Source organism: Streptomyces cinnabarinus (assembly GCF_027270315.1).
In the GTDB taxonomy this organism is placed as follows: domain Bacteria; phylum Actinomycetota; class Actinomycetes; order Streptomycetales; family Streptomycetaceae; genus Streptomyces; species Streptomyces cinnabarinus.
The window spans coordinates 6,695,860-6,717,538 of sequence record NZ_CP114413.1 but is presented as its reverse complement, the minus strand read 5'-3'; the positions used below and the strand labels follow the sequence as shown (position 1 = coordinate 6,717,538).

The window sequence follows — 21,679 nt, the reverse complement described above, 5'->3', positions numbered from 1 at the left end:
GTCAGTCTCCCTCGGTCAACAGGGCTTCGGACGACGCCAGCGCGTCGTCGAGACGGCTCAGCAGGTCGTCGTCGTCGAGATCTGCGGGATCTGTCAGGTCCTCGGCCGGCTCCTCGGCGGCTGCCGCCGCCGCGGGTCCGGTCAGGTCCTGGGGTTCGGTGAGCACTTCGTCGAGGACGAAGCGGGCGAAGGACGTGACATTGGGGCACTCGAACATGACGGTGCCGGGCAGTTCCAGGCCCAGCTCGCGTTCGGCGCGCTGCTTGAGGTCCTGGGAGAGCACCGAGTCCATACCGAGGTCGAAGAAGCCCTGGTCGGGCGAGACATCGGCCTCCTCGCCGAGCACCTGCGCGACAAGCCTGAGCAGCAGGTCGACCAGCCGCTCCGCCCGCCGGTCGGGCGGCAGCGCGAGCAGCTCGGTGGCGAGATCACCGGCGGGCTCCGGCGCGGTCTCGGCCACGGGCTGCGGCTCGGACTGCGGGCGGGGTTCCACCGCGTAAGGAGTGTCCACCCAGTAGGGCTTGCGCTGCCAGGGGTAGGCGGGCAGCGTCACGGGCCGGTGCGCGCCGGGGACCAGCCGGTCCCAGTCGACGTTCGCCCCGTGGGCGTGCAGCGTGGCCGCCAGTTCCAGCAGGTCGACCGGGCCGAGGTAGGCCTTCTCGACACCGCTGGGCTGACGCCTGCGCGGCGCGGTGAGCTGGACCGGGATGGACTCGCCGGGTTCCGCCGCCGCGTCCAGGGCGGCGCCGAGCATCCGGATGGCGCGGCTGCCGGTGCCGATGTCCAGCAGGACGTCGATGCCGGACATGATGACCTCGTTGGCCAGACCCGACCAGCCGTTCGCGGCGGAGTGGCGGGCCACCCTCGCCCCGTCGGGCTGCGCGGGCACGGGCACTCCGGCCGCGAGCAGCCGTACGGCGTTCAGGAGGGTGAGGTCGCCCGCTACGACGGAGGCGGCGTACTCGCCGATGTCCCATCCGACGACCGCGTCGGGCTCGACGCCGAGCGCCTTCCACAGCGCGGTCGTGGCGAGCTGGCCGGCGAACACCTCGCCCGCGTGCTCCACGCTGCCCGGGAGCGCCGGGCCGTCGCTCTCGCCGAGCTCGGCGCGCAGCGCCTCATGAGCCTCGGCCAGGGCCGTGCGGTAGATGTCCGCGGCCTCGGGGTCACCGGCCAGCGCTTCCTCGTAGCCGGACATGTCGGCCGGGGTGCGGCCGTAGACGAAGAGCACGGCCGCGTCGTCCCGGGCCTGTACCGGGTGGGCCCGGTCCAGCGCGGCGAGGACTTCCTCACGGGTGCGTCCCACGGCGGTGACCCGGTGCGCGAGATGGGCTCGGCGGGCGCCCGACGTCCAGCACAGGTCGGCGAGTTCACCGTCCGGGGTGGCCGCCACCCGCTCCCGCATCAGGGCCACGGCGGCAGTCAGGGCGTCCGGCGTCGCGGCCGACACGGTCAGCACACAGGGCCGGGCCGGCCCGGTCGCGGCCGGGGTCGCCGGCTGCTCGGGGGCCTCCTGGACCAGGACGTGCGCGTTGGTACCGGTGAAGCCGAAGGCGCTGATGCCCGCGATCCGGGGCCGTTCGCCGCGCGGCCACGGCACGGGTTCACCGGCCACCGCCAACGGCAGCTTCTGCCAGTCCAGTTGTCCGGTCGGCTCGGACAGGTGGAGCTGGGCGGGGATGCGCTCCCGGCCGAGCGCCAGCACCGTCTTGATCAGTCCGGTGACTCCGGCGGCGGCCTCCAGATGGCCGACGTTGGTCTTCACCGAGCCCACCAGCAGCGGCCGGTCACCAGGGCGTCCGGTGCCCAACGCGCCTGCCAGGGCGCGCAGTTCGACGGCGTCGCCGAGCCGGGTGCCGGTGCCGTGCGCCTCGACGTACGACACCTCGTGCGGTTCGATCCCGGCCTGGTCGAGGGCGGAGAGGATGACCTCTTCCTGGGCGGTGCCGCTGGGCACGGTGAACCCGCCGCTGGCCCCGTCCTGGTTGACCGCGCTGCCGCGGATGATCGCGTACACCCGGTCACCGTCGCGCAACGCGGTCGAGAGTTTCTTGAGGATGACCACACCGGCGCCCTCGCCTCGGCCGTAGCCGTCGGCGGAGTCGTCGAAGGTCTTGCACCGTCCGTCGGGCGCGAGCGCCCCGGCCGCCCCCATGGAGAGGAAGACCGTCGGGGTGGCCATCACGTTCACCCCGCCGGCCAGCGCCAGCTTGCTCTCCCCGGCGCGCAGGCTCTGGCAGGCCAGATGCACGGCGGTGAGCGAGGAGGAGCAGGCGGTGTCCACGGCGAGGCTCGGACCGCGCAGCCCCAGGAAGTACGAGATGCGTCCGGCGGTCGCGCTGAAGGAGTTGCCGGTGCCGTAGTACAGGTCCACATCGGCCTGACTGCGTGTCACCAGCTGCTGGTAGTCGGTGGTGTTGAGGCCGACGAACACTCCGGTACGGCTGCCGCTCATCCGGTCGGCCCGCACCCCGGCGTCCTCCAGCGCCTCCCAGGCCACCTCCAGGAACAGCCGCTGCTGCGGGTCCATGGTGCGGGCCTCGCGGGGCGAGATCCGGAAGAAGGAGTTGTCGAACCCGTCGACGTCCCCGAGGAACGACCCACGCGCGGGTACCCCGTCTAAGGCCGCGGCGTCCCAGCGCGAGGCGGGCACATCACCACTGGCGTCGACCCGCTCGTCGAGCAGCCGCCAGAAGTCCGACGGCCCGGAAACCCCACCCGGGAGCCGGCATCCGATGCCGACGATGGCGACGGGTTCGACAGCGTCGTCGGACTCGGGAGCAGGAACCGAGGGCTCCGCACGAACGACCGGCTCAGAGGCGCCGCCAAGGGGCGCGGGGAACTGCGCGACCGGCCCAGACGGCGCGGCAGGGACGGAATCACCTGTCGAGGCACTCTCCGAGGAAATCTCCGGCGCCTCTTCAGCGACAGGCTCGAGAACACCCTCGGCGGCGCCCTCCGGCGTCAACGTCATGATGTAGTCGGTAAACCCATCGATCGTGCCGTGCGCCAGCGCATCCGCCCCGTCGACAGGCACCCGCAACTGCTCCGCCACCATGCGCCCGAACTCCGCGACGGAGATCGAGTCGACACCCAGCTCGAAGAACCCCCGGGTACGCGGCAACCGCTTCCGCGGCCCGTGCCCAAGGATCTTGATGAGCACGGAGTGAACCGTGGACGCCACGTGCTCCCGGTCGAGAGCGACCGGCGCGGCCTCCTCGACGGCCTCCTCAACGACCTGCTCAAGAGCGACAGGAGCCTCAACAACCGCAGCCGGAGCCACAGTTGCCGGAGCAGGAGCCGGAGCCACGACCTCGGGCCGGTCGGCAGCAAGCTCCGCCACGACCTTCCCGCTCGCGTCCACGAGCCGCACCTCGGCCCGCAGCCCGCTCAGATCGGCCGGCCCCGAGCCCTGCTCACCGCGCTCCACACCGTCCAGCCAGAACCGCTCGTCGGCCCAGCGGTGCGGCGGCAACGACACCGGCCGCACCGGCGCCCCGTGCGCCGTGGCCCAGTCGACCTCGACACCCGCCTCGTGCAGCTTGGCCCGGGAACGGGCCAGCATGGTGGGGCCGTTCTGGCCGCGGACCAGCGAGGAGACGACCGGTCCGCGCCGCTCGCGATGGGCGAGCGAGGACTGGAGCGGCCGGGCCAGCACAGGATGCGCGCCGATCTCGACGAACGCCGTCTCGCCCTGTGCGAGCAGTGTGTCGACGACGGGCCACAGCCGCACCGCCTCACGGAGGTTGGCGCTCCAGTACGCGGCGTCCAGCGGGACGTCCTGCCCCGGCAGGGCGGTGGACAGGAACGGCACGGCCGGCGTCGAAGGCGTCAAGTCCGCGAGCAGCGAAGCCAGTTCGTCGGCGTAGGGCTGCATCAGCGGGGAGTGGAAGGCGTAGTCGACCGGGAGCGAGACCACGTTCACGCCGTCGTCGGCGAGTTCGCGGACCGCGGCCTCCACGGCCTCCTTGGGTCCGGCGATGACGACGGAGGCGGGCCCGTTCTCGGTGGCGACGCACACCTCGGGGTGGCCGGCCGCGAGCCGTTCGGCGACCTGGTCGGCGCCGAGCTCGACATTGGCCATCCGGCCGGTGCCGGCGGCGGCGTGCATCAGCCGCCCGCGGTGCGTCACCAGCCGTACGGCGTCCTCGAGTTCGAGCGCTCCGGCCATGTGGGCCGCGGCGACCTCGCCCATGCTGTGGCCGATCACCGCGTCGGGGCGCACGCCCCAGGACTGCCAGAGCCGGGCGAGCGCGACCTGGACCGCGAACACCGCGGGCTGGGCCACGTCGGTGGCCTTCACCCGGGCCGGGTCGGCGTCGCGCAGGACGTCGTACAGGGACCAGCCGGCCTCGGCGCGCAGCAGCTCGTCGATGTCGTCGAGGGTGTCGCGGACCACGGGCTCGCTCTGGGCGAGGTCGAGGCCCATCTTCGGCCACTGCGAGCCCTGTCCGGAGAAGACGTGGACGAGCTTGGGCGGACGGTCGGCGGCCCGGCTGCCGTCGGCGTCGGCGAGCGCCGCGGTGAGTTCGGCGGCGTCCTTGCCGACCACGGCGATCCGGTGCTTGTGATGGGTGCGGCGCACGGCGGCGGCCGCGGCGAGGGGGGCGACCGGGTCGGTGAGCCGGGCGGCGTAGTCCGCGGCGAGTGCGCGCAGTCCGTCGGCGGTGGTCGCGGAGACCAGCAGGGTGTGCGGTCCGGCAGCGGAATCGGCCGCGGGCTCGGTGGCCGCGGGCTGCGGCGCGCTGCCGAGGACCACGTGCGCGTTGGTGCCGGAGAGCCCGAACGCGCTCACTCCGGCGGTCAGTTGACGCTGGTCGTCGGGCAGCCGTACGTGCTCCACCGGGACGTGCGTGCCGGAGGACTCCCAGTCGATCATCGGCGCCGGGTAGACGTGGTGGATCTGGCCCGGGACCGTGCGGTGGCGCAGCACCAGCAGCGTCTTGAGGAGACCGGCGATACCGGCGGCGGAGTCCATGTGCCCGAAGTGCGCCTTGTGCGAGCCGACCAGCAGCGGTGACTCGGCGGACCGGGTCTTCCCGATCACCTCGGTGAGGGCGGAGATCTCCAGCGGGTCACCGAGCGGGGTGCCGGTGCCGTGTGCCTCGACGAACACCGGCTCCTCGGGCGTGACGGACGCCGACGCCAGCGCCGCGCGCAGCAGGTCCTGCTGCGCGACGGCGTTGGGGGCGGTGAGTCCGGCGCTGCGGCCGTCCTGGTTGACGGCCGAACCGCGGATCAGCCCGTGGATGCGGTCATGGTCGCGTACCGCGTCGGCGTAGCGCTTGAGTACGACGACCCCGCAACCCTCGCCGCGGACGATGCCGTCGGCGCGGGCGTCGAAGGGGCGGCACCGTCCGGTCGGGGACAGCGCTTGCACCTTGCCCATGAAAACGGAGAGTTCGGGCGCGACGATCACATTGACGCCACCGGCCAGCGCGGCGTCGGCCTCGCCGTTGCGCAGCGCCTGGCAGGCGAGGTGGACGGCGACGAGCGAGGAGGAGCAGGCGGTGTTGACAGTCATCGCCGGGCCGTGCAGCCCGAAGGTGTAGGCAATGCGTCCGGCGGCGAAGCTGAACTCCTTGCCGGAGGCGAAATAGGGGTCTATGGCGCGGATCCCGGAGGTCCGCGCGTGCAGCAGCAGATAGTCGGAGCCGAGAATGCCCATGTGCACGGAGGTCCGGCTGCCCTCCCAGGCGCCGCGCGGCAGGCCCGCGTCCTCCATGGCCTCGGAGCAGACCTCCAGCAGCAGCCGCTGCTGCGGGTCCATGCCCCGGGCCTCACGCGGCGAGACGCCGAAATAGTCGGCGTCGAACCGGTCGATCTCGTCGAGGAATCCGCCCTCACGGCAGTAAGTGGTACCGGGGTTGTGCCGGTCGGGGTGGTGGAACTCGTCGCTCCAGCGGTCCGCGGGCACCGGCGCGACGACGTCCACGCCGTCCATCAGCACCCGCCACAGTCCGTCCAGGTCGCGTACGCCGCCGGGGAAGCGGCAACCGACCCCGACGACAGCGATGTCGTCGGGGCGGGGCTCGAACCGTCGGTTCTCAGCCATGGACCGGAATACCTCCCGTTGTGACCTGACGGCGTAGGCCCGCCAGGTATCCCGCCAGGGACCGGATCGTCGGATACCTGACGAGGGCGCGCGGATCCACCTCGAATCCGAGCCATTGCGCCAGAGCCGTGGTGATGACCAGGCTGTCCGCGGAATCGATGTCGAACTCGTCGAAGCAGAGGTGGACCGACACCGTCGCCGGCGGCAGCAGGGTTCGTTGGGCTATCTGCTCCACCAGCCAGTTCTCCACCGCTTCGGGGGTGATCTCCTGGGGGGTGACCCCCTGCGCAGTTCCGCTCACCGTGGCACCTCTCTCCCTCAAGTGCGGCCGAAAGCGACGGTAGGGAGACGGACTCAAGACGCCCTTGAGAGAGCCCGGGGTTGGCCGGTCCTCGACCGTCCCAGAAGGGGGTTCCCGGCGTGAACGGGCGTCTGGACCACCAGAGTCCGGCCCGTCCGCCCCCTTGGAGCCAGCGGTCCTGCGGGCCCCGGAACGGCTACATCAGTTCGATGCATTCCGGCCAGAGGGGGCGGACTCACCCCCTCCCCTCTCGAACCCCTGTCGACGGCGACTTGAGCGCCCCCTGTTCCGATCCCCGTCGAACAAGGTCCGCCGACCTCCCTCCGAGCGCGGAAGGAACCCTCCCTTGACCACCGACCCGCAACTGACGCTGTTCTGCCTGGCCCACGCGGGTGGCAGCGCGCATCCCTACATCCGGCTCGCGGCCGATCTCCCCGATCACGTCACCGTCGTACCGCTGGAGCTGCCCGGCCATGGCACCCGGGTGCGCGAGCCCCTGCTGCACGGTCTGACCGCGCTGACCGAGGAGGCGGTACGGCTGATCGGCGAGCGTCGGCACGAGCCGTACGCGATCTTCGGGCACAGCTTCGGCTCGCTGCTCGGCTACGAGGCCTCACGGGTGCTGACGGCCCAAGGGACGCCACCGCAACTGCTGTTGGTGTCCGGGCGCAACGGTCCCACCGAGCCGCTGTCGCACCGACCCTTCCACCATCTGCCCGACGACGGCTTCGTCCAGGGGCTGCAGCGGATCGGCGGGCTGCCCGAGGCGCTGCTGGCCGAGCCGGAGCTGCTGAAGTTCTATCTCCCGGCGATCCGGGCCGACTTGCGGGTCGTGGAGACCTACTCGCACGCCCCGGGTGCGCGGCTGACGGTCCCGGTGGCCGCGTTCGCCGGGCGCAAGGACGTGCTGACCGACGCCTCCTCGATGGCCGCGTGGTCGCGGATCACCACCGGGGTCTTCGATCTCACCCTGGTCTCCGGCGGCCATTTCTTCATCCAGGAGCCGGAGTTCAGGGCCGCGCTGAGCACCCGGCTGACCAGGTTCGCGGCCACGGCGGGCCGGATTCCGGCGGCTCGTGGCGCGGTCGCCCGAGCCGTTGCCGAGTGAACCTCAACCGACTGCGCCCAGCATCTCGGGCAGTACGGCTCTCCCCCCACGCTCAAGCCCGAGACCAACAGGAGGCCCCAGTGGCGGCGCTGTCCCAAGAAGAGATCCGTCGCAGGATCGGCGAGTACATCGAGCAGCAGTTCCTCGGTGAGAGCGAGGTTTCGGAGCTGACGGACGACACCCCGCTGCTGGAGTGGAGCGTCCTCACCTCCATGAACACCTCCCTGCTGCTCTCGTTCATCCGCACCGAGCTGGGGGTCGTCGTGCCCCCGACCCACATCACCGGCCGGCACTTCGCCAACCTGGCTGCCATCACGGACATGGTCTACTCCCTGGCCCCGCAGCCCGCTGCCTGAACCGACCGAAGGAAGAGAGAGCATCGTGGACGCACAATTCGACGTCGCAGTCATCGGCGGCGGCCCCGCGGGATCGACCGTGGCCTCGTACCTGGCCAAGGCCGGTCTGTCCGTGGCCGTGTTCGAGGCGGAGAACTTTCCTCGTGAGCACGTCGGCGAGTCCCTGGTCCCGGCCACCACCCCGGTGCTCCTGGAGATCGGGGCCATGGACAAGATCGAGGCGGCCGGCTTCCCGAAGAAGTTCGGTGCCGCCTGGACCTCCGCCGAGGACCGCGACATCAACCACAACGGCTTCCGTGGCCTGAACCACGACTTCCGTGCCGCCGAGGTCCTGTTCAGCGAGCGGGACCAGGACGGCGTGGACCGGGACCACACCTTCCACGTGGACCGCAGCAAGTTCGACCACATCCTCCTCAAGCACGCCGAGGAGCTGGGTGCCAAGGTGTTCCAGGGCGTCCGGGTCGGCAAGGTCGACTTCGACGGCGAACTGCCGGTCGTGGAGGTGAAGGTCGGCGCCTCGTCGACGCAGATCCCGGTGAAGATGGTCGTCGACGCCAGTGGCCGGCAGACCCGTCTGGGCACCCAGCTCAAGTCCAAGATCCCGGACCCGGTCTTCAACCAGTACGCCGTGCACACGTGGTTCGACGGTCTGGACCGCAAGGCCCTCGCCGTCAACAAGGACCAGGCCGACTACATCTTCATCCACTTCCTCCCCCTGCTCGACACCTGGGTGTGGCAGATCCCGATCACCGACACGATCACCTCGATCGGTGTGGTCAGCCAGAAGAAGCGGTTCCAGGAGTACGGCGGCGACCGCGAGAAGTACTTCTGGGAGACCGTGGCCTCCCGCCCCGAACTGCTCGACGTGCTGAAGAACTGCGAGCAGGTCAAGCCGATGAAGACGGAGGGGGACTACAGCTACGGCATGAAGCAGATCGCCGGCGACAACTACGTCCTCATCGGCGACGCCGCCCGCTTCGTGGACCCGATCTTCTCCTCCGGTGTCTCCGTCGCGCTCAACAGCGCCCGGCTCGCCGCGAAGGACATCATCGCCGCCGCCGAGGCCGGTGACTTCAAGCACGAGCGGTTCTCCGCCTACGAGAACAAGCTCCGCAAGGCGGTGGGCTACTGGCACCGCTTCATCGAGGCCTACTACCGCCTCAACATCCTGTTCACCGCCTTCGTCCAGGACGACCGCTACCGGCTGGACATCCTCAAGATGCTCCAGGGCGACGTCTACGACGACCAGGAGCCGAAGGCGCTCTCCGCGATGTGGGAGATCATCGAGGCCGTGGAGAACGACCCGACCCACCTGTGGCACCCGTACCTGGGCCAGCTGAGGTCCCCCACCGCCGCGCCCAGCTTCTGACCCACCCGGCCCTCCCCCAGCCGGGAGAGCGCCAGAGCTGGAGCGCAAGCAGCCGGCCGCGTACCTTCTCCGGAACTTCCGGGAAGGTACGCGGCCGGCTCTGTGTGTGCCGTGCCGCGAAGCGGCGCGCGCGAGGCGCGCGCCGCTTCAGGCGGCACGCGCCTGCGCGATGACGGTGAGCAGGGCGCGCGGGGTCGGGGCGTCGGCGACGATCGTGTCGGGCAGCATCAGCCCGTACTCCCGCTTGAGCCGGCCGGTCACCTGGAGCAGCGCGAGCGAGTCGTAGCCGAGCCGGTAGAACGGCGTGTCCACGACGTCCTCGGCCGCCAGGTCGATGCCCTCGGGGATACCGGCGCTCTCGCCCAGCAGCCGGAGCAGATCGGCGAGGGTGAAGCCGGGCGAAGGGGATTCGGACAGGGTCATGGATGCCTCCTGGAGAAGGGGAACGGGAATCGGTGACGGTGAAGCGAGGGAAGAACAGGGGGAGTCGGAGTCTCAGAGCCGGCCGAGCAGCACGCCGAGCAGGCTCTGGTCCAGCGTGGTGTCGGCGGCGGTGTCCTCCGCGGCGCCGAAACCCTCGTCGCGCAGGGCGGCGCTCACCACGTAGTCGGACTCCAGGGCGAAGGTGCCGAAGCTCCACTCCGGGCCGGTGCCCGGGGAGCCGTCCGGCCGCTGGAGCCGGATGCGCGCGTCGTCCAGCGTGAAGCCGAACTCGGTGAACCGGAAGCGCAGTCCCTGGCCGATGGCCTTGCTGTACGCCTCCTTCAGCGTCCACAGGCGGACCAGGGCGCTGTTGCGGGTCTGTTCGGGGAGCGAGTCCAGCAGCTCGCGCTCGTGCGGCGTGCAGGCCTGGAACTCCACACCGGTGCCCACCATCGGGCGCTCGGCGCGCTCCACGTCCACGCCGAGCAGTCCGCGCCGGGTGACCCCGACGACCATGACCTCCTCGGTGTGGCTGAGGCTGATGTCGATCTGGTCGCAGCCGCGCAGATACGGCCGACCACCCGGCTTGTACGCCAGGTCCACCGCCTCGGGGCTGCTGGCGAGCACCCGGGCCGCGGTGTGCTTCAGCAGCAGCCGGGAGGCGAGGAAGCCCTCCCGTACCCGGCGATGGGTCAGCCGTTGGAAGCGGCCCCAGTCACGGGGGCCGAGGAGCGGGCGCAGAACCCTTTCTCCTGAGTCCTCCGGGAGCCAGTCGGTGACTCTGCCGTAGGTCACGACAGTGCCGCCCGCGGACAACGGCCGCAGGACCTCGTCCCACTCTCCCTCGGGACCGGACACGAGCACGGGGGCTCCGGCGGCGGGAGCGGCCATCAGACAGCCGCCTTCACCAGACGGTCGCGCAGATAGGCGACCAGGGAACCCACGGACGTCATGCTGTCGACCATGTCGGGCAGGGAGAGCTCACCGAGCTCCGGTACGGCCTGCTCAACGCGGTACTTCAGCTGCATGATGAGGACCGAGTCGAAGCCCAGGTCCTCACGGAGCAGCGATTCCGTGCCCACCTCGGCCACCGGGTCGTCGATGACCCGTCGCACCGCCTGGACCACCGCGGAGATCAGATCGCCGGACGAGTCGTCGGCGTGTGTGTCGTCGGCGCGCGCGCTCATGGGCCGTTTCCTTCCGGTCAGGACTCAGCGAGGTTCGTCTCGTACAGGTCGTAGGAGCGCTTCTGCTCGTAGCGTTCGAGGACCGCGTCGAAGAGACGTCCCTCGACGGCCTCCTGCGGGGCCTTCGGTATGTCCAGGCCCAGCAGGGCGCCCAGCCGGTGCAGCGCCCCGGTGATCCACGCCGGGTCGGCGAGGAAGGTGCCGGGCCGGGCGTCGTGGTGCTCGCGCCAGACGCCGAGGCTGGCCGCGGCGGCGCAGACCAGGGCGTAGCGGTCGGTGAGGGCGAGGGTGTCCGGGGTGGAGAGGCCGTCGCCGGAGGTGATCCTGGCGAACCGCCCGCGCAGCTTGCGGAGTTCCGCGAGGAAGGCGGTGACCAGCTCGCCCAGTTCGCCGCCGACGCCGGCGCAGGCGCCGAGGATCGGGACGATGGGGTCGGAGGTCCCGGCGGGTGTCAGCGCGCCGAGATCGGCGGGCGGCAGGTCCTCCCAGGGCCGCAGCAGGGTGGCCGGCGGCGCCTCGTCCACCAGCCAGGACTCCCGTGCCAGTTGCGGCAGTTGGGCGACCAGCATGGCCTGGCGGGCGGCGGTACCCGCGTGGCCCTGGGCCAGCAGCGGCAGATCGCGCGCCATCCGCCCGAAGGCGCCGTAGGGGCCCTTGGCGTCGAAGTACGCCTCGCCCAGCACGGTGGACAGATCGTGCGCGGAGTCCTGCAGGAGCTTGGGCACGGCGTAGGCGGCGGCCGCGGCGCAGGCGCTCACCCGGTCGGGCAGCAGATGCAGGCCGCGTGCGGCCGCCAGGGCGATGCTGTCGCTGATCAGCAGGTCCAGCAGGGCACCGGTCAGCACCTCGCGGCCGTACGTCGACTTCAGCGGGCCGTAGGGGTCATCGCCCCGGGTCTCGACGGCGAACCGGATGGCCGTGCGCAGCACGGTGTCGGCGGCGGCGATCAGCACCGAGGGCAGCAGGGCACGGGTGACGACCGAGCAGCGCACGGCCAGGCCCATGCCCTGGCCCGCCCGGCCCACCACGGCCTCGTCCGGCACGGGGCAGCCGCTGAACTCCAGGCCGCCGAACTCGCAGCCGTCCAGGCCGACCGTCCGGTACCGGTGGAGGGTGCGCAGGGTGCCCTCGGGCAGGATCTCGCGGTCGATCAGCAGCACTTCGTGCGTGCCGTCCTCGGTGCCGGCGATGACGGTGAGACCGCGGGCCCGGGCGTAGTTCAGCACGGCGGTCTTGGCGCCGTGCAGGCGCCGCCGGCCGTCGCCCTTGACCAGCGCGAACTCGTCGCGCACAAAGTCGTTGGCGTGCGCGACGGCGGGCCGGGCGACCGCGATCCGGCCACCGCCGAGCAGCAGCGCGGCGGTCCACTCGCGTTGCGCCGTGTCGCCGGCGGTCCACACGGGCGTGGCGGCGAAGTAGCAGTTGAGCCCGTACCCGAACCCGAGCGCGAGATCCCGTCGGCAGGCGGGCCGCACGACGCGGCCGAGCCCGTCGATCCGCTCCAGCCGCCCGCCGTACTCCACCGGCACGAACTCGGCGCCGAACTCATGGTCGTCCAGCAGCCGTTCGGCCCGTGCGAGCGAATCGCCCCCGAGCGCACCGGCCCCTAACGGGGCCAGCGCACGCTCCAGTTCGTCCGTACGGATCCGGAGCCGTCCCTCGGCCGTGGTCGCACGCACAGATCGCTCCACCGGGTGTCACTCCTCGCGGTCCGCAGGGTCCGATCCGTCCCCGTGCGACCGGCTGTCGCGCCCACCCGCACGAGAACGAACCAAGGCTGCGCCGGACCACTCAAGCCCTGGTGGACCGCACCAAGTGCCTGTGGAGTGGAATATGCCCAGGTCAGATTGGACCGGTCCGTGTCCTAGGCCGGCCCCCTGCCCGGCGGCCGTAACCACGCCACCGACGCGCGGGGCCCGTCGTCGGCCCGGGCCGCCCGCTCCGCGGGATCGCCGAGCACCAGACAGTCCAGCGCCTGCCGCAGCCGGTCCCGTTCCTCGTGCGGCGCGCCCACACAGCCGTCCAGCAGTGAGACCGCCCGATGGCCGTGCCGTCTGGCCTGCACGGCGAGCCCATGACCGGGTCCGACCTCCGCGCACAACAGGGCGCCCACCGTGTTCAGTTGACCGAGCGCGGCGTCCAGCAGCACCGGACGCGAGGGCTGCAGCGCCCAGAACTCGGGGTCGACCGCCCGCTCCGGCTCCGGCCGCCCGCCCGCGCACCCGGACAGCAGCGGCGTATGCGGAACGGCGTACTCGGACGCCTCGAAGGCCGGCAGGGTGTCCCGGCAGGCCTCGGCGACCAGCGGGCCGTGCAGTCCCGCGGGCACCTGGACCCGCATCCAGGTCAGCCCCGCTCCCTCCAGCGCGCGCCGGGTGGCCGCGAGACCGAACTCCGAGCCGGACACGATCGTCTGTCCGGGCCCGTTGCTCGCGGCCACCACCGTCCCGCCCCGCAGGAAGGGCGAGACCGCGGGCGGTGCCGCGGCGACGGCGAGCGCCCCGCCCGCCGGTGCCCCGGCCAGCGCCTCGGCCTGCACCACGACCAGCCGCACCGCGTCCGTCAGCGGCAGCACCCCGCTCTGGACAGCGGCGACCAGCTCGCCGACACTCTGTCCGAGGACCGCGCCGGGGCGCAGTCCTCGGTCCCGAACCGTCTCGCTGAGCGCGTGGCAGACCGCGAACAGCAGCGGATGCACCTCGGCCACGGTGCGCAGCCGCGCACCGGACGACCACAGTCGGTACAACCGTTCTCCGGTTTGGCCCAGCAGTCCCAGGACCGTGTCCATGGCCGTGGTGAAGGCGGGCTCGTACCGGTACAGGCCATAGGCCATGGCGGGGTACTGAGCTCCCGCTCCGGGCAGGAGCAGCGCGACCGGCGGCACTGATCCGTCAGTACCGGCCCGGCGCCCGCACCCTGAAGAGCGAGAGCGGCTGGTCCAGCCGTAGTTCGGAGGAGGAGTCGAGCAACGCCCCCTGGAGCGACTGGAGTTCATAGCTCGGGTCGAGCCCGAGCTCACCGGCGAGCACATCGCGCAGCCGCTGGTAGACCTCCAGCGCCGTGGTCCGTCGCCCGGCCCGGTACAGGGCCAGCATCAACTGGAGGTGAATCCCCTCGTGCAGCGGATGCCGGGCCGCGAGCCCGAACAGCTCCCCGATGATCTCGTGATGGCGCCCGAGGAGCAGGTCCGCCTCGATCCGGCGGCACAGTATGCCCATCCGGGACTCCTCCAGGCGGGTCACCTCGACGTCGAGGATCCTTCCGCACTCCACATCGGCGAGCGCGGGACCGCGCCACAGCGACAGAGCCTTGCGGAACAGGTCCGCCGCCGCCTCGTAGTCCCCCTTCTCCAGGGCCCGATGACCGCCGCCGGAGAGCCGCTCGTACTCCCGGACGTCGACAGAACCGCCCTGGGTGTCCAGCAGATACCCGCCGGGCTGGGTCACGAGCACACTTTTCGCGCCCAGAGGCATATCAGGCGATGGGCCTCCGATGGCGGAGGTGATAAGGTTCCGAAGTTGAAGTATGTACGTCTGTAGGGTCGTTGCCACGCTGGGCGGTGGGGTCTCGCCCCAGACCTCCTCCACCAGCATCCCGACGGAGACGGGACGGTCAGGGTTGAGGGCCAGTACCGCGAGAACCTTGCGTGGCTTGACCGCGGAAGGCACCACAGACTTGCCGGTCTGCATCACTCTGCATGCGCCGAGCACTTCGATGTCCATCGGCATCCTCTCTGTTGCCTGCACTCCGCTGCTGAAATTCCGCAGCATTGGTTCCGCTGGGTGATGTGATGGTCACGTGATGGTCCGGTGAGCGTCTTGACGTGCACTCAACTCGGACTCAAGTCGGCCTGGAACACGGGTACTTGTGGATAGAGCGGCCGTATCCCGCCACTCCGCAGCAGCCCGCGCATGGCCGAGCGCTGGAGCTTCCCACTGGTCGTACGCCGCACCACACCCTGCCGGACGAGCAGGATGACGGCGTCGGGGATCCCGAACTCCCCGTCGAGGTGGCTCTGTACGGCCTCGGCGAGCGACGGCAGTTCACCGTCGAGGAGGCCGTTCTCGCGCACTTCCTGGATCACGATGAGCCGGTCACGCTCCGGCCCCGTGGTGACAGCCGCCGTGACCCCGAACTTGGGGTTCAGGCCCTGGACCGAGGTCTCGATGTCCTCCGGCGCGACATCGACCCCGTTGACAACGACGCCCTCCTTGAGCCGTCCGATCACGAACAGCTCGCCGTGATCGTCCACGGCACCGAGGTCGCCACTGCGCAAAAACGATCCGTCATGGGCGGAGGTGACCGCTCCGAAACTCTCCTCGGTCTCGGCCCGGCGCCGCCAGTACCCCGGGGCCACACTCTCGCCCCGGATCCAGATCTCGCCCACCCGCCCCGGCTCCAGTACCTGCCGGGTCTCCGGGTCGACGATACGTAACTCCACCCCGAACGGCCGCCCCACACCGACCAGGGTCCGACTGAGCGTGCCGTTGCGCGGTGCGGCCAGCCGGCCGGCGGCGAGCGCGATACTGTCCACCGCGCGCTCCACCGGCGGCCGACCGGGGCTGCTGCCCGTCACCAGCAGGGTCGCCTCGGCGAGCCCGTAGGCCGGATAGAACGCCTCGGACCGGAACCCGGCCGGGGCGAACCTCCCCGCGAAGGCGGCCATGGTGGGCTCCCGCACGGGTTCGGCCCCGTTGACGGCGACCTGCCACGAGGACAGATCGAGCCGCTCGACCTCTTCGTCCGTGGCCGCGCGGACACACATGTCGTACGCGTAGTCCGGACCGCCGGACACGGTGACGCCGTACCGCTCGATCATCCGCAGCCAGCTCAGCGGCCGAGCGGCGAAGGTGGCGGCGGGCATCAGCACGCCCCGGGCCCCGAGGTGCAGCGGATGCAGCAACTGCCCCACCAGGCCCATGTCGTGGTACGGGGGCAGCCAGCCCCCGATCACCGAGTGCTCGTCCGTGCCCAGCGCCCGGGTGATGGCCTCCTGTCCGGCCAGCAGGTTCCGCTGGCTGATCAGGACGCCCTTCACCTGGGTCACCGAACCGGACGTGTACTGGATGAGGGCGATGTCCTCGTCCGCCGCCACCGTCGGCCGCCAGTCCTCCGGATCGGGCAGCGCGGCCCGGTCCGCCGCGAGGCACACCAGGTCACTGCCCGCGAAGAGCCGGGACAGTTCGGCCGCCACGGCTGAGTCCGCGAGCGCCAGGGACACATCGGCGTCCTTGGCGACGGCGGTCAGCCGGCGGACATTGCGCCCGCCGTCCAGCGGGGACGGACAGGGCACCGCGGTCGCCCCGGCGTAGAAGCAGCCGAGCAGTCCGGCGATCTGCAGCGGTCCTTCGCAGTTCGGCAGCAGCACGCGCTGCGCCGCCCCGCCCTGCGACTGGAGCCATGCCGCCAACTGCCGTGCCTGCCGGTCGAGTTCGCCATAGGTCAGAGTCCGGACCGACGGCCCCGACCCCTCGTCGTGGCGCGGGGTTGACTCGGCGCCGACGAAGCTGAAGGCTTCGCGGCTGGGATCCGCCGCCTCCATGCGACGTCGTAATGCGCCAAGAAAACCACCCATTTCGAACCGCCCCCGTTCGACTCAATGGCGCGAAGCTAACGGCCGATGCTCAAGGAACGCATGACCTCTCCTCGACTCCCGGACGGGCGTCGGGCGCTTGAGACGCATCATAACGAGGGAAGATGCCGTCGCGGTACGGGTAATTCATGATGTGTTGAGGAATCGATCCGGTCGGATCCTGTCCGCGACTCCTCACCGCACCCACGCTGAACTTGGCAAGTATCGCTCGGAGCCTCAGCGTCCGGATCAGAACAGATTCGCGAAACTCACGACTTGGCCGCGATCGAACCCCTCTTCGATCTCCATCGAGGGGCGGGACGGGGCCGAGAGGCGGCCGAGGCGCCCTTCAGCGCTCACTCGCCGCCGGGCCGGCACCGCACCGATGCTCAAGGTCCCTCCGAGTCCGAGGGCGCACCCTGACGCCCGGGCCCCTGGCCCCAACAGTCTCCGTCGGCGCGCGAACACCATGGGATCCACTGGTGCTCCGGGGATCCTCCAAGACTCCTCCAGCCCGTTCCCCGACGTTGAGTGGCGGCACGCCATACGTCCCGCGGCGAGGAGGCTTCATCCATGTCCGGCTCGTTACTCACCCCCACCGACACGTCCGGCGCGGTGCGGCAGGCCGCCGAACTGGCCGCACGGCACGCCGCTGCCGCGGATCTCGCCCGGCGCCTGCCGGGCGAGGTGGTGGAAGCCCTGGTCGCGGCGGGGTTCGCCCGGCACTTCGTGCCGGTCCGCTGGGGCGGACGGGCGGGCGGATTCACGGAGTTGCTGGACTCGGTGGCCACGGTGGGCGAGGGCTGCACCTCGGCGGCCTGGATCGCCACGGTCACCTCCGGGGCCGCCCGGATGGGGGCCTGTCTGCCGGAGGAAGGACAGCGCGAGCTCTGGTCCGGTGGCGCCGACACCCTCGTCGTGGGAGCGCTCAACCCCACCGGGCGGGCGGTGCCGGTCGCCGAGGGCTGGCGGCTCACCGGCCAGTGGCCGCTGGTCAGCGGGGTGGACTTCGCCGACTGGACGCTGGTCTGCGCACTGGTACCCGGGCCCGAGCGGGAGGAGGCCCGGTTCTTCGCCGTGCCGCGCCACGACTACCGGGTCGCCGACACCTGGTTCAACGTCGGCATGCGGGCGACCGGCAGCAACACCCTGATCGCGGACGGGGCGTTCGTCCCCGAGCACCGGTCGGTCGCGCGCGAGGACATCTGGCGCGGGCGGGCCGTCGGCTCCGCCGCGCGCTGTCACACCGCCCCGCTGCGTTCGATCAGCGGCACCCTGTTCGCCGCCCCCGCGCTCGGTGCGGCCCGCGCGGCCGTGCGGGCCTGGTCGGCGCGGATGGCGGGCCGGCCGAGCCCGGCGGCGCAGGGCGTACTGGCCCGCGCGGAGGGTGACATCGAGGGCGCGGCCCTGCTGCTGCACCGGGTGGCGCGCACCGCCGACGACGGCTGCGGCGACGCGCACGAACGCACCCGGGCGCCGCGGGACTGCGCGCTGGCCGCGGACCACCTCGTCGACGCGGTGCAGCGGCTCTTCCGCTCGGCCGGCTCCGGCGCCCAGGCCGAGGCCGACCCGCTGCAGCGGATCTGGCGCGACGTGCACTGCGTGGCGAGCCATGCCGCGCTGCGCTTCGAGACCGCGGGCGGCGCGCACGGCGGCCAACTGCTGGGGGCCGGGTGAGGCAGAGCCACAGCCGCACCGACACAGGCCACACCAACAAAGAGAAGGAGTGACCGAGTTGCACGGAGAAACCGCTCCACCTCGCACCAGCCCGTTCGCCGATCCCGGCCTCTACGCGGAGATCACCCAGTTCTACGCCTGGCACATGGCGCTGATGGACGAGGGCGAGCCGGACGCCTGGGCCGACGCCTACACCGAGGACGCCGTCTTCGAGGAGCCGGGGCGGACCAATGTACTGCGCGGCCGGGAGGCCATCCGGGCCTCGATCACCAAGCGCACGGCGGAACTCGCCGCGGCCGGGACCGTCATGCGGCACTGGATGAGCAACCTGGCCGTCACCCCGCAGCCGGACGAAACCCTGCGCGCCCAGTACTACTCGCTGGCGATGCGGGCGCCGCGGGGCGAGCGGCCCGACATCTTCGCCCATGTCGTCTGCCGGGACGTGCTGGTACGGGAGGGCGAGCGCTGGCTCATACGGCATCGGCACGTCGGCATCGACGCCTTGGAGAAGTGAGGGGACCATGCGGATCGGAATCGTCTTCTTTCCCACCGTGGGACCGGCCGACAAACCGGCCGCACAGTATTTCGAGGAGTGCCTGCGCTTAGTCGATCTCGCGGAGGAACTGGGCTACGACCACGTCAAGATAGTCGAGCACTACTTCTTCACCTACGGCGGTTACAGCCCGGACGCCACGACATTTCTGGCGGCCGCGGCGGGCCGGACCCGGCGGGTCAGGCTGGGGACCAGCGCCACCATTCCGGCATTCCAGCACCCGGTGAAGCTGGCCGGGAAACTCGCCATGCTCGACAATCTGTCCGGCGGGCGGCTCGACGCCGCCTTCGGACGGGCCTTCCTGCCCGATGAGTTCGAGGCGTTCGGCATTCCGATCGACGAGAGCCGGCGGCGCTTCACCGAGAACGTCGCCGCCATTCAGAAACTGTGGGCCGAGGAAAACGTCGTATGGGACGGGGAGTTCCACAGGTTCGGCCCCGTCACCCTGCTGCCGCGGCCGGTGCAGCAGCCGCATCCGCCCGTCTTCGTGACCACCGCGCAGAGCCTGGACTCCGTCGCCGACGCCGCCCGGCTCGGCCACCACCTCCAGACGGTGCCCAACGCCATGTCCCGGGAGGGCCTTGAGGAGCGGCTGAGTCTCTTCCGCGCGGAGTGGGCGGGGGCGGACTCGCCGCGGATCCACCTCAGCTATCCGACCGTGGTGCACGAGGACCCCGAGCGGGCGCGCAAGGCGGGGCAGGCGGACGACGAGGCCAACACGGCGTCGTTCCGGACCGCGGTCGAGTCCTGGCGGAAGGTGTCGAGCGAGGCGTATCCCGGCTACGGCAAGCTGGCCGAGAAGCTCGCCCGGGGCTCCGACTTCGAGGCGAAGGTCGCCGAGAACAAGCTGCTGGTCGGCGCTCCGGACGCGGTGCGGGGCCAGTTGGAGACCATCGCCGAGTGGTACGGCGACGACGTCACCCTGAGCCTGGGCGTCCACTCCGGCCATCTGTCCTACGAGGACGCGGCCACCACCCTGCGCCTGCTCGCCGAGAAGGTGCTGCCCGGACTGTTCCCGCTCCGGGCCGCCTGAACAGACGTGCCGTCCCGGGCCTGGTGGCCTCCGGGACGGCACGTTCCTGTCGCGGCCCTGTCACACGCCGAGCGCCGCACGGTCGAGCAGCGGCTCCCACCAGGTAGCGTTGTCCCGGTACCAGTCGACGGTGGCGGCGAGCCCCTGCTCGAAGGGGATCGAGGGCCGGTAGCCCAGCTCCTCCTGGATCTTGCCGATGGCGAGCGAGTACCGGCGATCGTGTCCCTTGCGGTCCTCGACCGCGCGCACCCGCTCCCAGCCCGCGCCGCAGGCCCGCAGCAGCAGACCGGTCAGCTCACGGTTGGTCAGCTCGGTACCGCCGCCGATGTGGTAGACCTCGCCGGACCGGCCGCCGCGCAGGGCAAGTTCGATGCCGGCGCAGTGGTCGTCGACGTGCAGCCAGTCGCGTACGTTGCCGCCGTCGCCGTAGAGCGGGACGTCCTGTCCGGCCAGCAGCCGGGTGACGAAGAGGGGGATGACCTTCTCCGGGAACTGGTGCGGCCCGTAGTTGTTGGAGCAGCGGGTCACCACCACGTCCAGGCCGTGGGTGCGGTGGTAGGAGAGGGCCAGCAGATCGGAGCCCGCCTTGCTCGCGGCGTAGGGCGAGTTGGGGGCCAGGGGCTGGTCCTCGCGCCAGGAGCCGGCCGGGATGGAGCCGTACACCTCGTCCGTGGAGACATGGACGAAGCGGCCGGTGCGATGCGCCCGCGCGGCGTCGAGCAGGACGGCCGTGCCGGTCACGTTCGTCGTGACGAAAGGCAGCGGCCCGTGGATCGAGCGGTCGACGTGGGACTCGGCGGCGAAGTGCACCACCGCGTCATGGCCGGGCACCACGGAGTTGACCAGTTCCACATCGCGGATGTCTCCCTGGACGAACGTGCATCCGGGATGGTCCGCCACCGGCCGGAGATTGGTGAGCGTGCCCGAGTAGGTGAGGGCGTCCAGTACCGTGACTTTCGGATTCGGGATCTTTGGATAACGTCCCGAGAGTAGATTTCGCACGAAATTGGAGCCGATGAAACCGGCGCCGCCGGTGACGAGAATCCTCATGTCCGGAGACTGCTGTCACCGGCTCAATATGCGGTGGTGGCCTGCTCGCGGGCGACTGGACTTCAACTGTTCCCGTGTGTACGGCGGCAGTTGCTTGTGCCTATGCTGCCGGATATGCGCGGCATACTTCTCGCCGGTGGGACGGGATCGCGTTTACGACCTCTCACCCAGGCGGTTTCCAAGCAGCTCATGCCAGTGTTCAACAAACCGATGATCTATTACCCGTTGACCACCCTCATCAATGCGGGTGTCCGGGAGATCCTGATCATCACGACGCCCCACGAGCGGGAACAGTTCGAACGGCTTCTGGGCGACGGTTCACAGTGGGGGCTCCGGCTGGAGTACGCCACCCAGGACCGCCCCGAGGGGATCGCGCAGGCGTTCCTGATCGGCGCCGAGTTCATCGGTGACGAGCCGGTGGCCCTGATCCTGGGCGACAACATCTTCCACGGCGTCGGGCTCGGCACCCAGTTGCGGTCCAGGCGGGACATCACCGGGGGCTGGATCTTCGCCCACCAGGTGAAGGACCCCACCGCCTACGGCGTGATCGAGTTCGACGACCAGGGCCGGGCGACCTCCATCGAGGAGAAGCCCGAGCGGCCCAAGTCCCCCTACGCGGTGCCGGGTCTGTACTTCTACGACAACGACGTCATCGACATCGCCCGCAAACTGCTGCCCTCCGCCCGGGGCGAGCTGGAGATCTCCGACGTCAACGCGGAGTACATCAGGCGCGGCAGTCTCCAGGTCACCGTGCTGGAGCGGGGCACCGCCTGGCTGGACACCGGCACCTTCACCTCCCTGGTGGAGGCGGGTGAGTTCGTCCGGGTCCTGGAGGCCCGCCAGCGGCTGATGATCGGCTGTGTGGAGGAGGCCGCCTGGCGTGCCGGGCTGATCGACGACGACCGGCTCGCCCAGCTCGCCGAGCCGCTGATGCAGAGCGGATACGGCGAGTACCTGCTCGAACTCCTCCAGCCGTCCGCCCCGTAGGAGGCACC

The 21,679-nt window shown here is 71.0% G+C and carries 17 protein-coding genes; 7 read left to right on the top strand and 10 right to left on the bottom strand.

What is annotated here, in order from left to right:
- Position 1 precedes the first annotated feature (1 nt).
- Both STRCI_RS30510 and STRCI_RS30505 read right to left on the bottom strand, forming a co-directional pair.
- Positions 2-6,055, bottom strand: a complete 6,054-nt coding sequence (locus STRCI_RS30510) for a type I polyketide synthase (protein WP_269662155.1) — start codon at positions 6,053-6,055, stop codon at positions 2-4.
- Positions 6,048-6,356: an acyl carrier protein gene (locus tag STRCI_RS30505; protein WP_269662154.1), complete on the bottom strand. Its 309-nt coding sequence runs from the start codon at positions 6,354-6,356 to the stop codon at positions 6,048-6,050. Before STRCI_RS30505 ends, STRCI_RS30510 begins: the two co-directional genes overlap by 8 nt.
- 346 nt (positions 6,357-6,702) lie before the next feature.
- Here STRCI_RS30505 and STRCI_RS30500 point away from each other — a divergent pair, with 346 nt between their 5' ends.
- The 3 genes from STRCI_RS30500 (at position 6,703) to STRCI_RS30490 (ending at position 9,189) form a co-directional block, all read left to right on the top strand.
- Complete coding sequence (locus tag STRCI_RS30500; protein WP_269662153.1) at positions 6,703-7,464, top strand: thioesterase II family protein; 762 nt, start codon at positions 6,703-6,705, stop codon at positions 7,462-7,464.
- An 80-nt stretch (positions 7,465-7,544) separates the two neighbouring features.
- Positions 7,545-7,820, top strand: a complete 276-nt coding sequence (locus tag STRCI_RS30495) for a hypothetical protein (RefSeq protein ID WP_015657263.1) — start codon at positions 7,545-7,547, stop codon at positions 7,818-7,820.
- A 25-nt stretch (positions 7,821-7,845) separates the two neighbouring features.
- Entirely contained in the window at positions 7,846-9,189 is a 1,344-nt protein-coding gene (locus STRCI_RS30490) for an NAD(P)/FAD-dependent oxidoreductase (protein ID WP_269662152.1), read from the top strand.
- Between the two features lie 147 nt (positions 9,190-9,336).
- Here the strand turns inward: STRCI_RS30490 and STRCI_RS30485 are convergent, their stop codons facing one another.
- From STRCI_RS30485 to STRCI_RS30450, 7 genes are all read right to left on the bottom strand, one after another.
- Positions 9,337-9,612: an acyl carrier protein gene (locus STRCI_RS30485; RefSeq protein WP_269662151.1), complete on the bottom strand. Its 276-nt coding sequence runs from the start codon at positions 9,610-9,612 to the stop codon at positions 9,337-9,339.
- Positions 9,613-9,684: 72 nt separating this feature from the next.
- Entirely contained in the window at positions 9,685-10,503 is an 819-nt protein-coding gene (locus tag STRCI_RS30480; protein WP_269662150.1) for a 4'-phosphopantetheinyl transferase family protein, read from the bottom strand.
- Complete coding sequence (locus STRCI_RS30475) at positions 10,503-10,799, bottom strand: acyl carrier protein (protein WP_269662149.1); 297 nt, start codon at positions 10,797-10,799, stop codon at positions 10,503-10,505. Before STRCI_RS30475 ends, STRCI_RS30480 begins: the two co-directional genes overlap by 1 nt.
- Before the next feature lie 17 nt (positions 10,800-10,816).
- Positions 10,817-12,478 (bottom strand): acyl-CoA dehydrogenase family protein, encoded by a 1,662-nt coding sequence (locus tag STRCI_RS30470; protein ID WP_269662148.1) that lies wholly within the window; start codon positions 12,476-12,478, stop codon positions 10,817-10,819.
- 185 nt (positions 12,479-12,663) lie between these two features.
- Positions 12,664-13,794, bottom strand: a complete 1,131-nt coding sequence (locus STRCI_RS30465) for an acyltransferase domain-containing protein (protein WP_269662147.1) — start codon at positions 13,792-13,794, stop codon at positions 12,664-12,666.
- The gene (locus tag STRCI_RS30460) at positions 13,691-14,521 is read right to left on the bottom strand and encodes an AfsR/SARP family transcriptional regulator (protein ID WP_418953392.1); all 831 of its coding nucleotides are present in this window, start codon (positions 14,519-14,521) and stop codon (positions 13,691-13,693) included. Before STRCI_RS30460 ends, STRCI_RS30465 begins: the two co-directional genes overlap by 104 nt.
- Positions 14,522-14,628: 107 nt before the next feature.
- Positions 14,629-16,341, bottom strand: a complete 1,713-nt coding sequence (locus tag STRCI_RS30450; RefSeq protein WP_269662146.1) for a fatty acyl-AMP ligase — start codon at positions 16,339-16,341, stop codon at positions 14,629-14,631.
- Positions 16,342-16,944: 603 nt separating this feature from the next.
- Here STRCI_RS30450 and STRCI_RS30445 point away from each other — a divergent pair.
- From STRCI_RS30445 to STRCI_RS30435, 3 genes are read left to right on the top strand one after another with little or no spacing between them, the layout of a single operon-like run.
- Positions 16,945-18,048, top strand: coding sequence for an acyl-CoA dehydrogenase family protein (locus tag STRCI_RS30445; RefSeq protein ID WP_269662145.1), 1,104 nt, complete (start codon positions 16,945-16,947; stop codon positions 18,046-18,048).
- Between the two features lie 49 nt (positions 18,049-18,097).
- On the top strand, positions 18,098-18,562 hold the full coding sequence (locus STRCI_RS30440; RefSeq protein WP_269662144.1) for a nuclear transport factor 2 family protein: 465 nt from the start codon (positions 18,098-18,100) through the stop codon (positions 18,560-18,562).
- A 7-nt stretch (positions 18,563-18,569) separates the two neighbouring features.
- Positions 18,570-19,634, top strand: a complete 1,065-nt coding sequence (locus STRCI_RS30435) for an LLM class flavin-dependent oxidoreductase (protein ID WP_269662143.1) — start codon at positions 18,570-18,572, stop codon at positions 19,632-19,634.
- A gap of 60 nt (positions 19,635-19,694) precedes the next feature.
- Here the strand turns inward: STRCI_RS30435 and rfbB are convergent, their stop codons facing one another.
- A complete protein-coding gene (rfbB, locus tag STRCI_RS30430; protein WP_269662142.1) occupies positions 19,695-20,684 on the bottom strand; it encodes a dTDP-glucose 4,6-dehydratase in 990 nt (329 codons plus the stop codon).
- A gap of 114 nt (positions 20,685-20,798) precedes the next feature.
- On the opposite strand from rfbB, the gene rfbA reads away from it, so the two are divergent.
- Positions 20,799-21,671 (top strand): glucose-1-phosphate thymidylyltransferase RfbA, encoded by an 873-nt coding sequence (gene rfbA / locus STRCI_RS30425; protein ID WP_269662141.1) that lies wholly within the window; start codon positions 20,799-20,801, stop codon positions 21,669-21,671.
- Positions 21,672-21,679: the final 8 nt, after the last annotated feature.

Coding starts and splice junctions, on each gene's coding strand:
- STRCI_RS30485 (WP_269662151.1), bottom strand. CDS start 9,612: ATGACCCTGTCCGAATCCCCTTCGCCCGGCTTCACCCTCGCCGATCTG.
- STRCI_RS30480 (WP_269662150.1), bottom strand. CDS start 10,503: ATGGCCGCTCCCGCCGCCGGAGCCCCCGTGCTCGTGTCCGGTCCCGAG.
- STRCI_RS30445 (WP_269662145.1), top strand. CDS start 16,945: ATGTCCGGCTCGTTACTCACCCCCACCGACACGTCCGGCGCGGTGCGG.
- STRCI_RS30510 (WP_269662155.1), bottom strand. CDS start 6,055: ATGGCTGAGAACCGACGGTTCGAGCCCCGCCCCGACGACATCGCTGTC.
- STRCI_RS30460 (WP_418953392.1), bottom strand. CDS start 14,521: ATGGACATCGAAGTGCTCGGCGCATGCAGAGTGATGCAGACCGGCAAG.
- STRCI_RS30450 (WP_269662146.1), bottom strand. CDS start 16,341: ATGGAGGCGGCGGATCCCAGCCGCGAAGCCTTCAGCTTCGTCGGCGCC.
- STRCI_RS30465 (WP_269662147.1), bottom strand. CDS start 13,794: ATGAACTCCAGTCGCTCCAGGGGGCGTTGCTCGACTCCTCCTCCGAAC.
- rfbB (WP_269662142.1), bottom strand. CDS start 20,684: ATGAGGATTCTCGTCACCGGCGGCGCCGGTTTCATCGGCTCCAATTTC.
- STRCI_RS30475 (WP_269662149.1), bottom strand. CDS start 10,799: ATGAGCGCGCGCGCCGACGACACACACGCCGACGACTCGTCCGGCGAT.
- STRCI_RS30435 (WP_269662143.1), top strand. CDS start 18,570: ATGCGGATCGGAATCGTCTTCTTTCCCACCGTGGGACCGGCCGACAAA.
- rfbA (WP_269662141.1), top strand. CDS start 20,799: ATGCGCGGCATACTTCTCGCCGGTGGGACGGGATCGCGTTTACGACCT.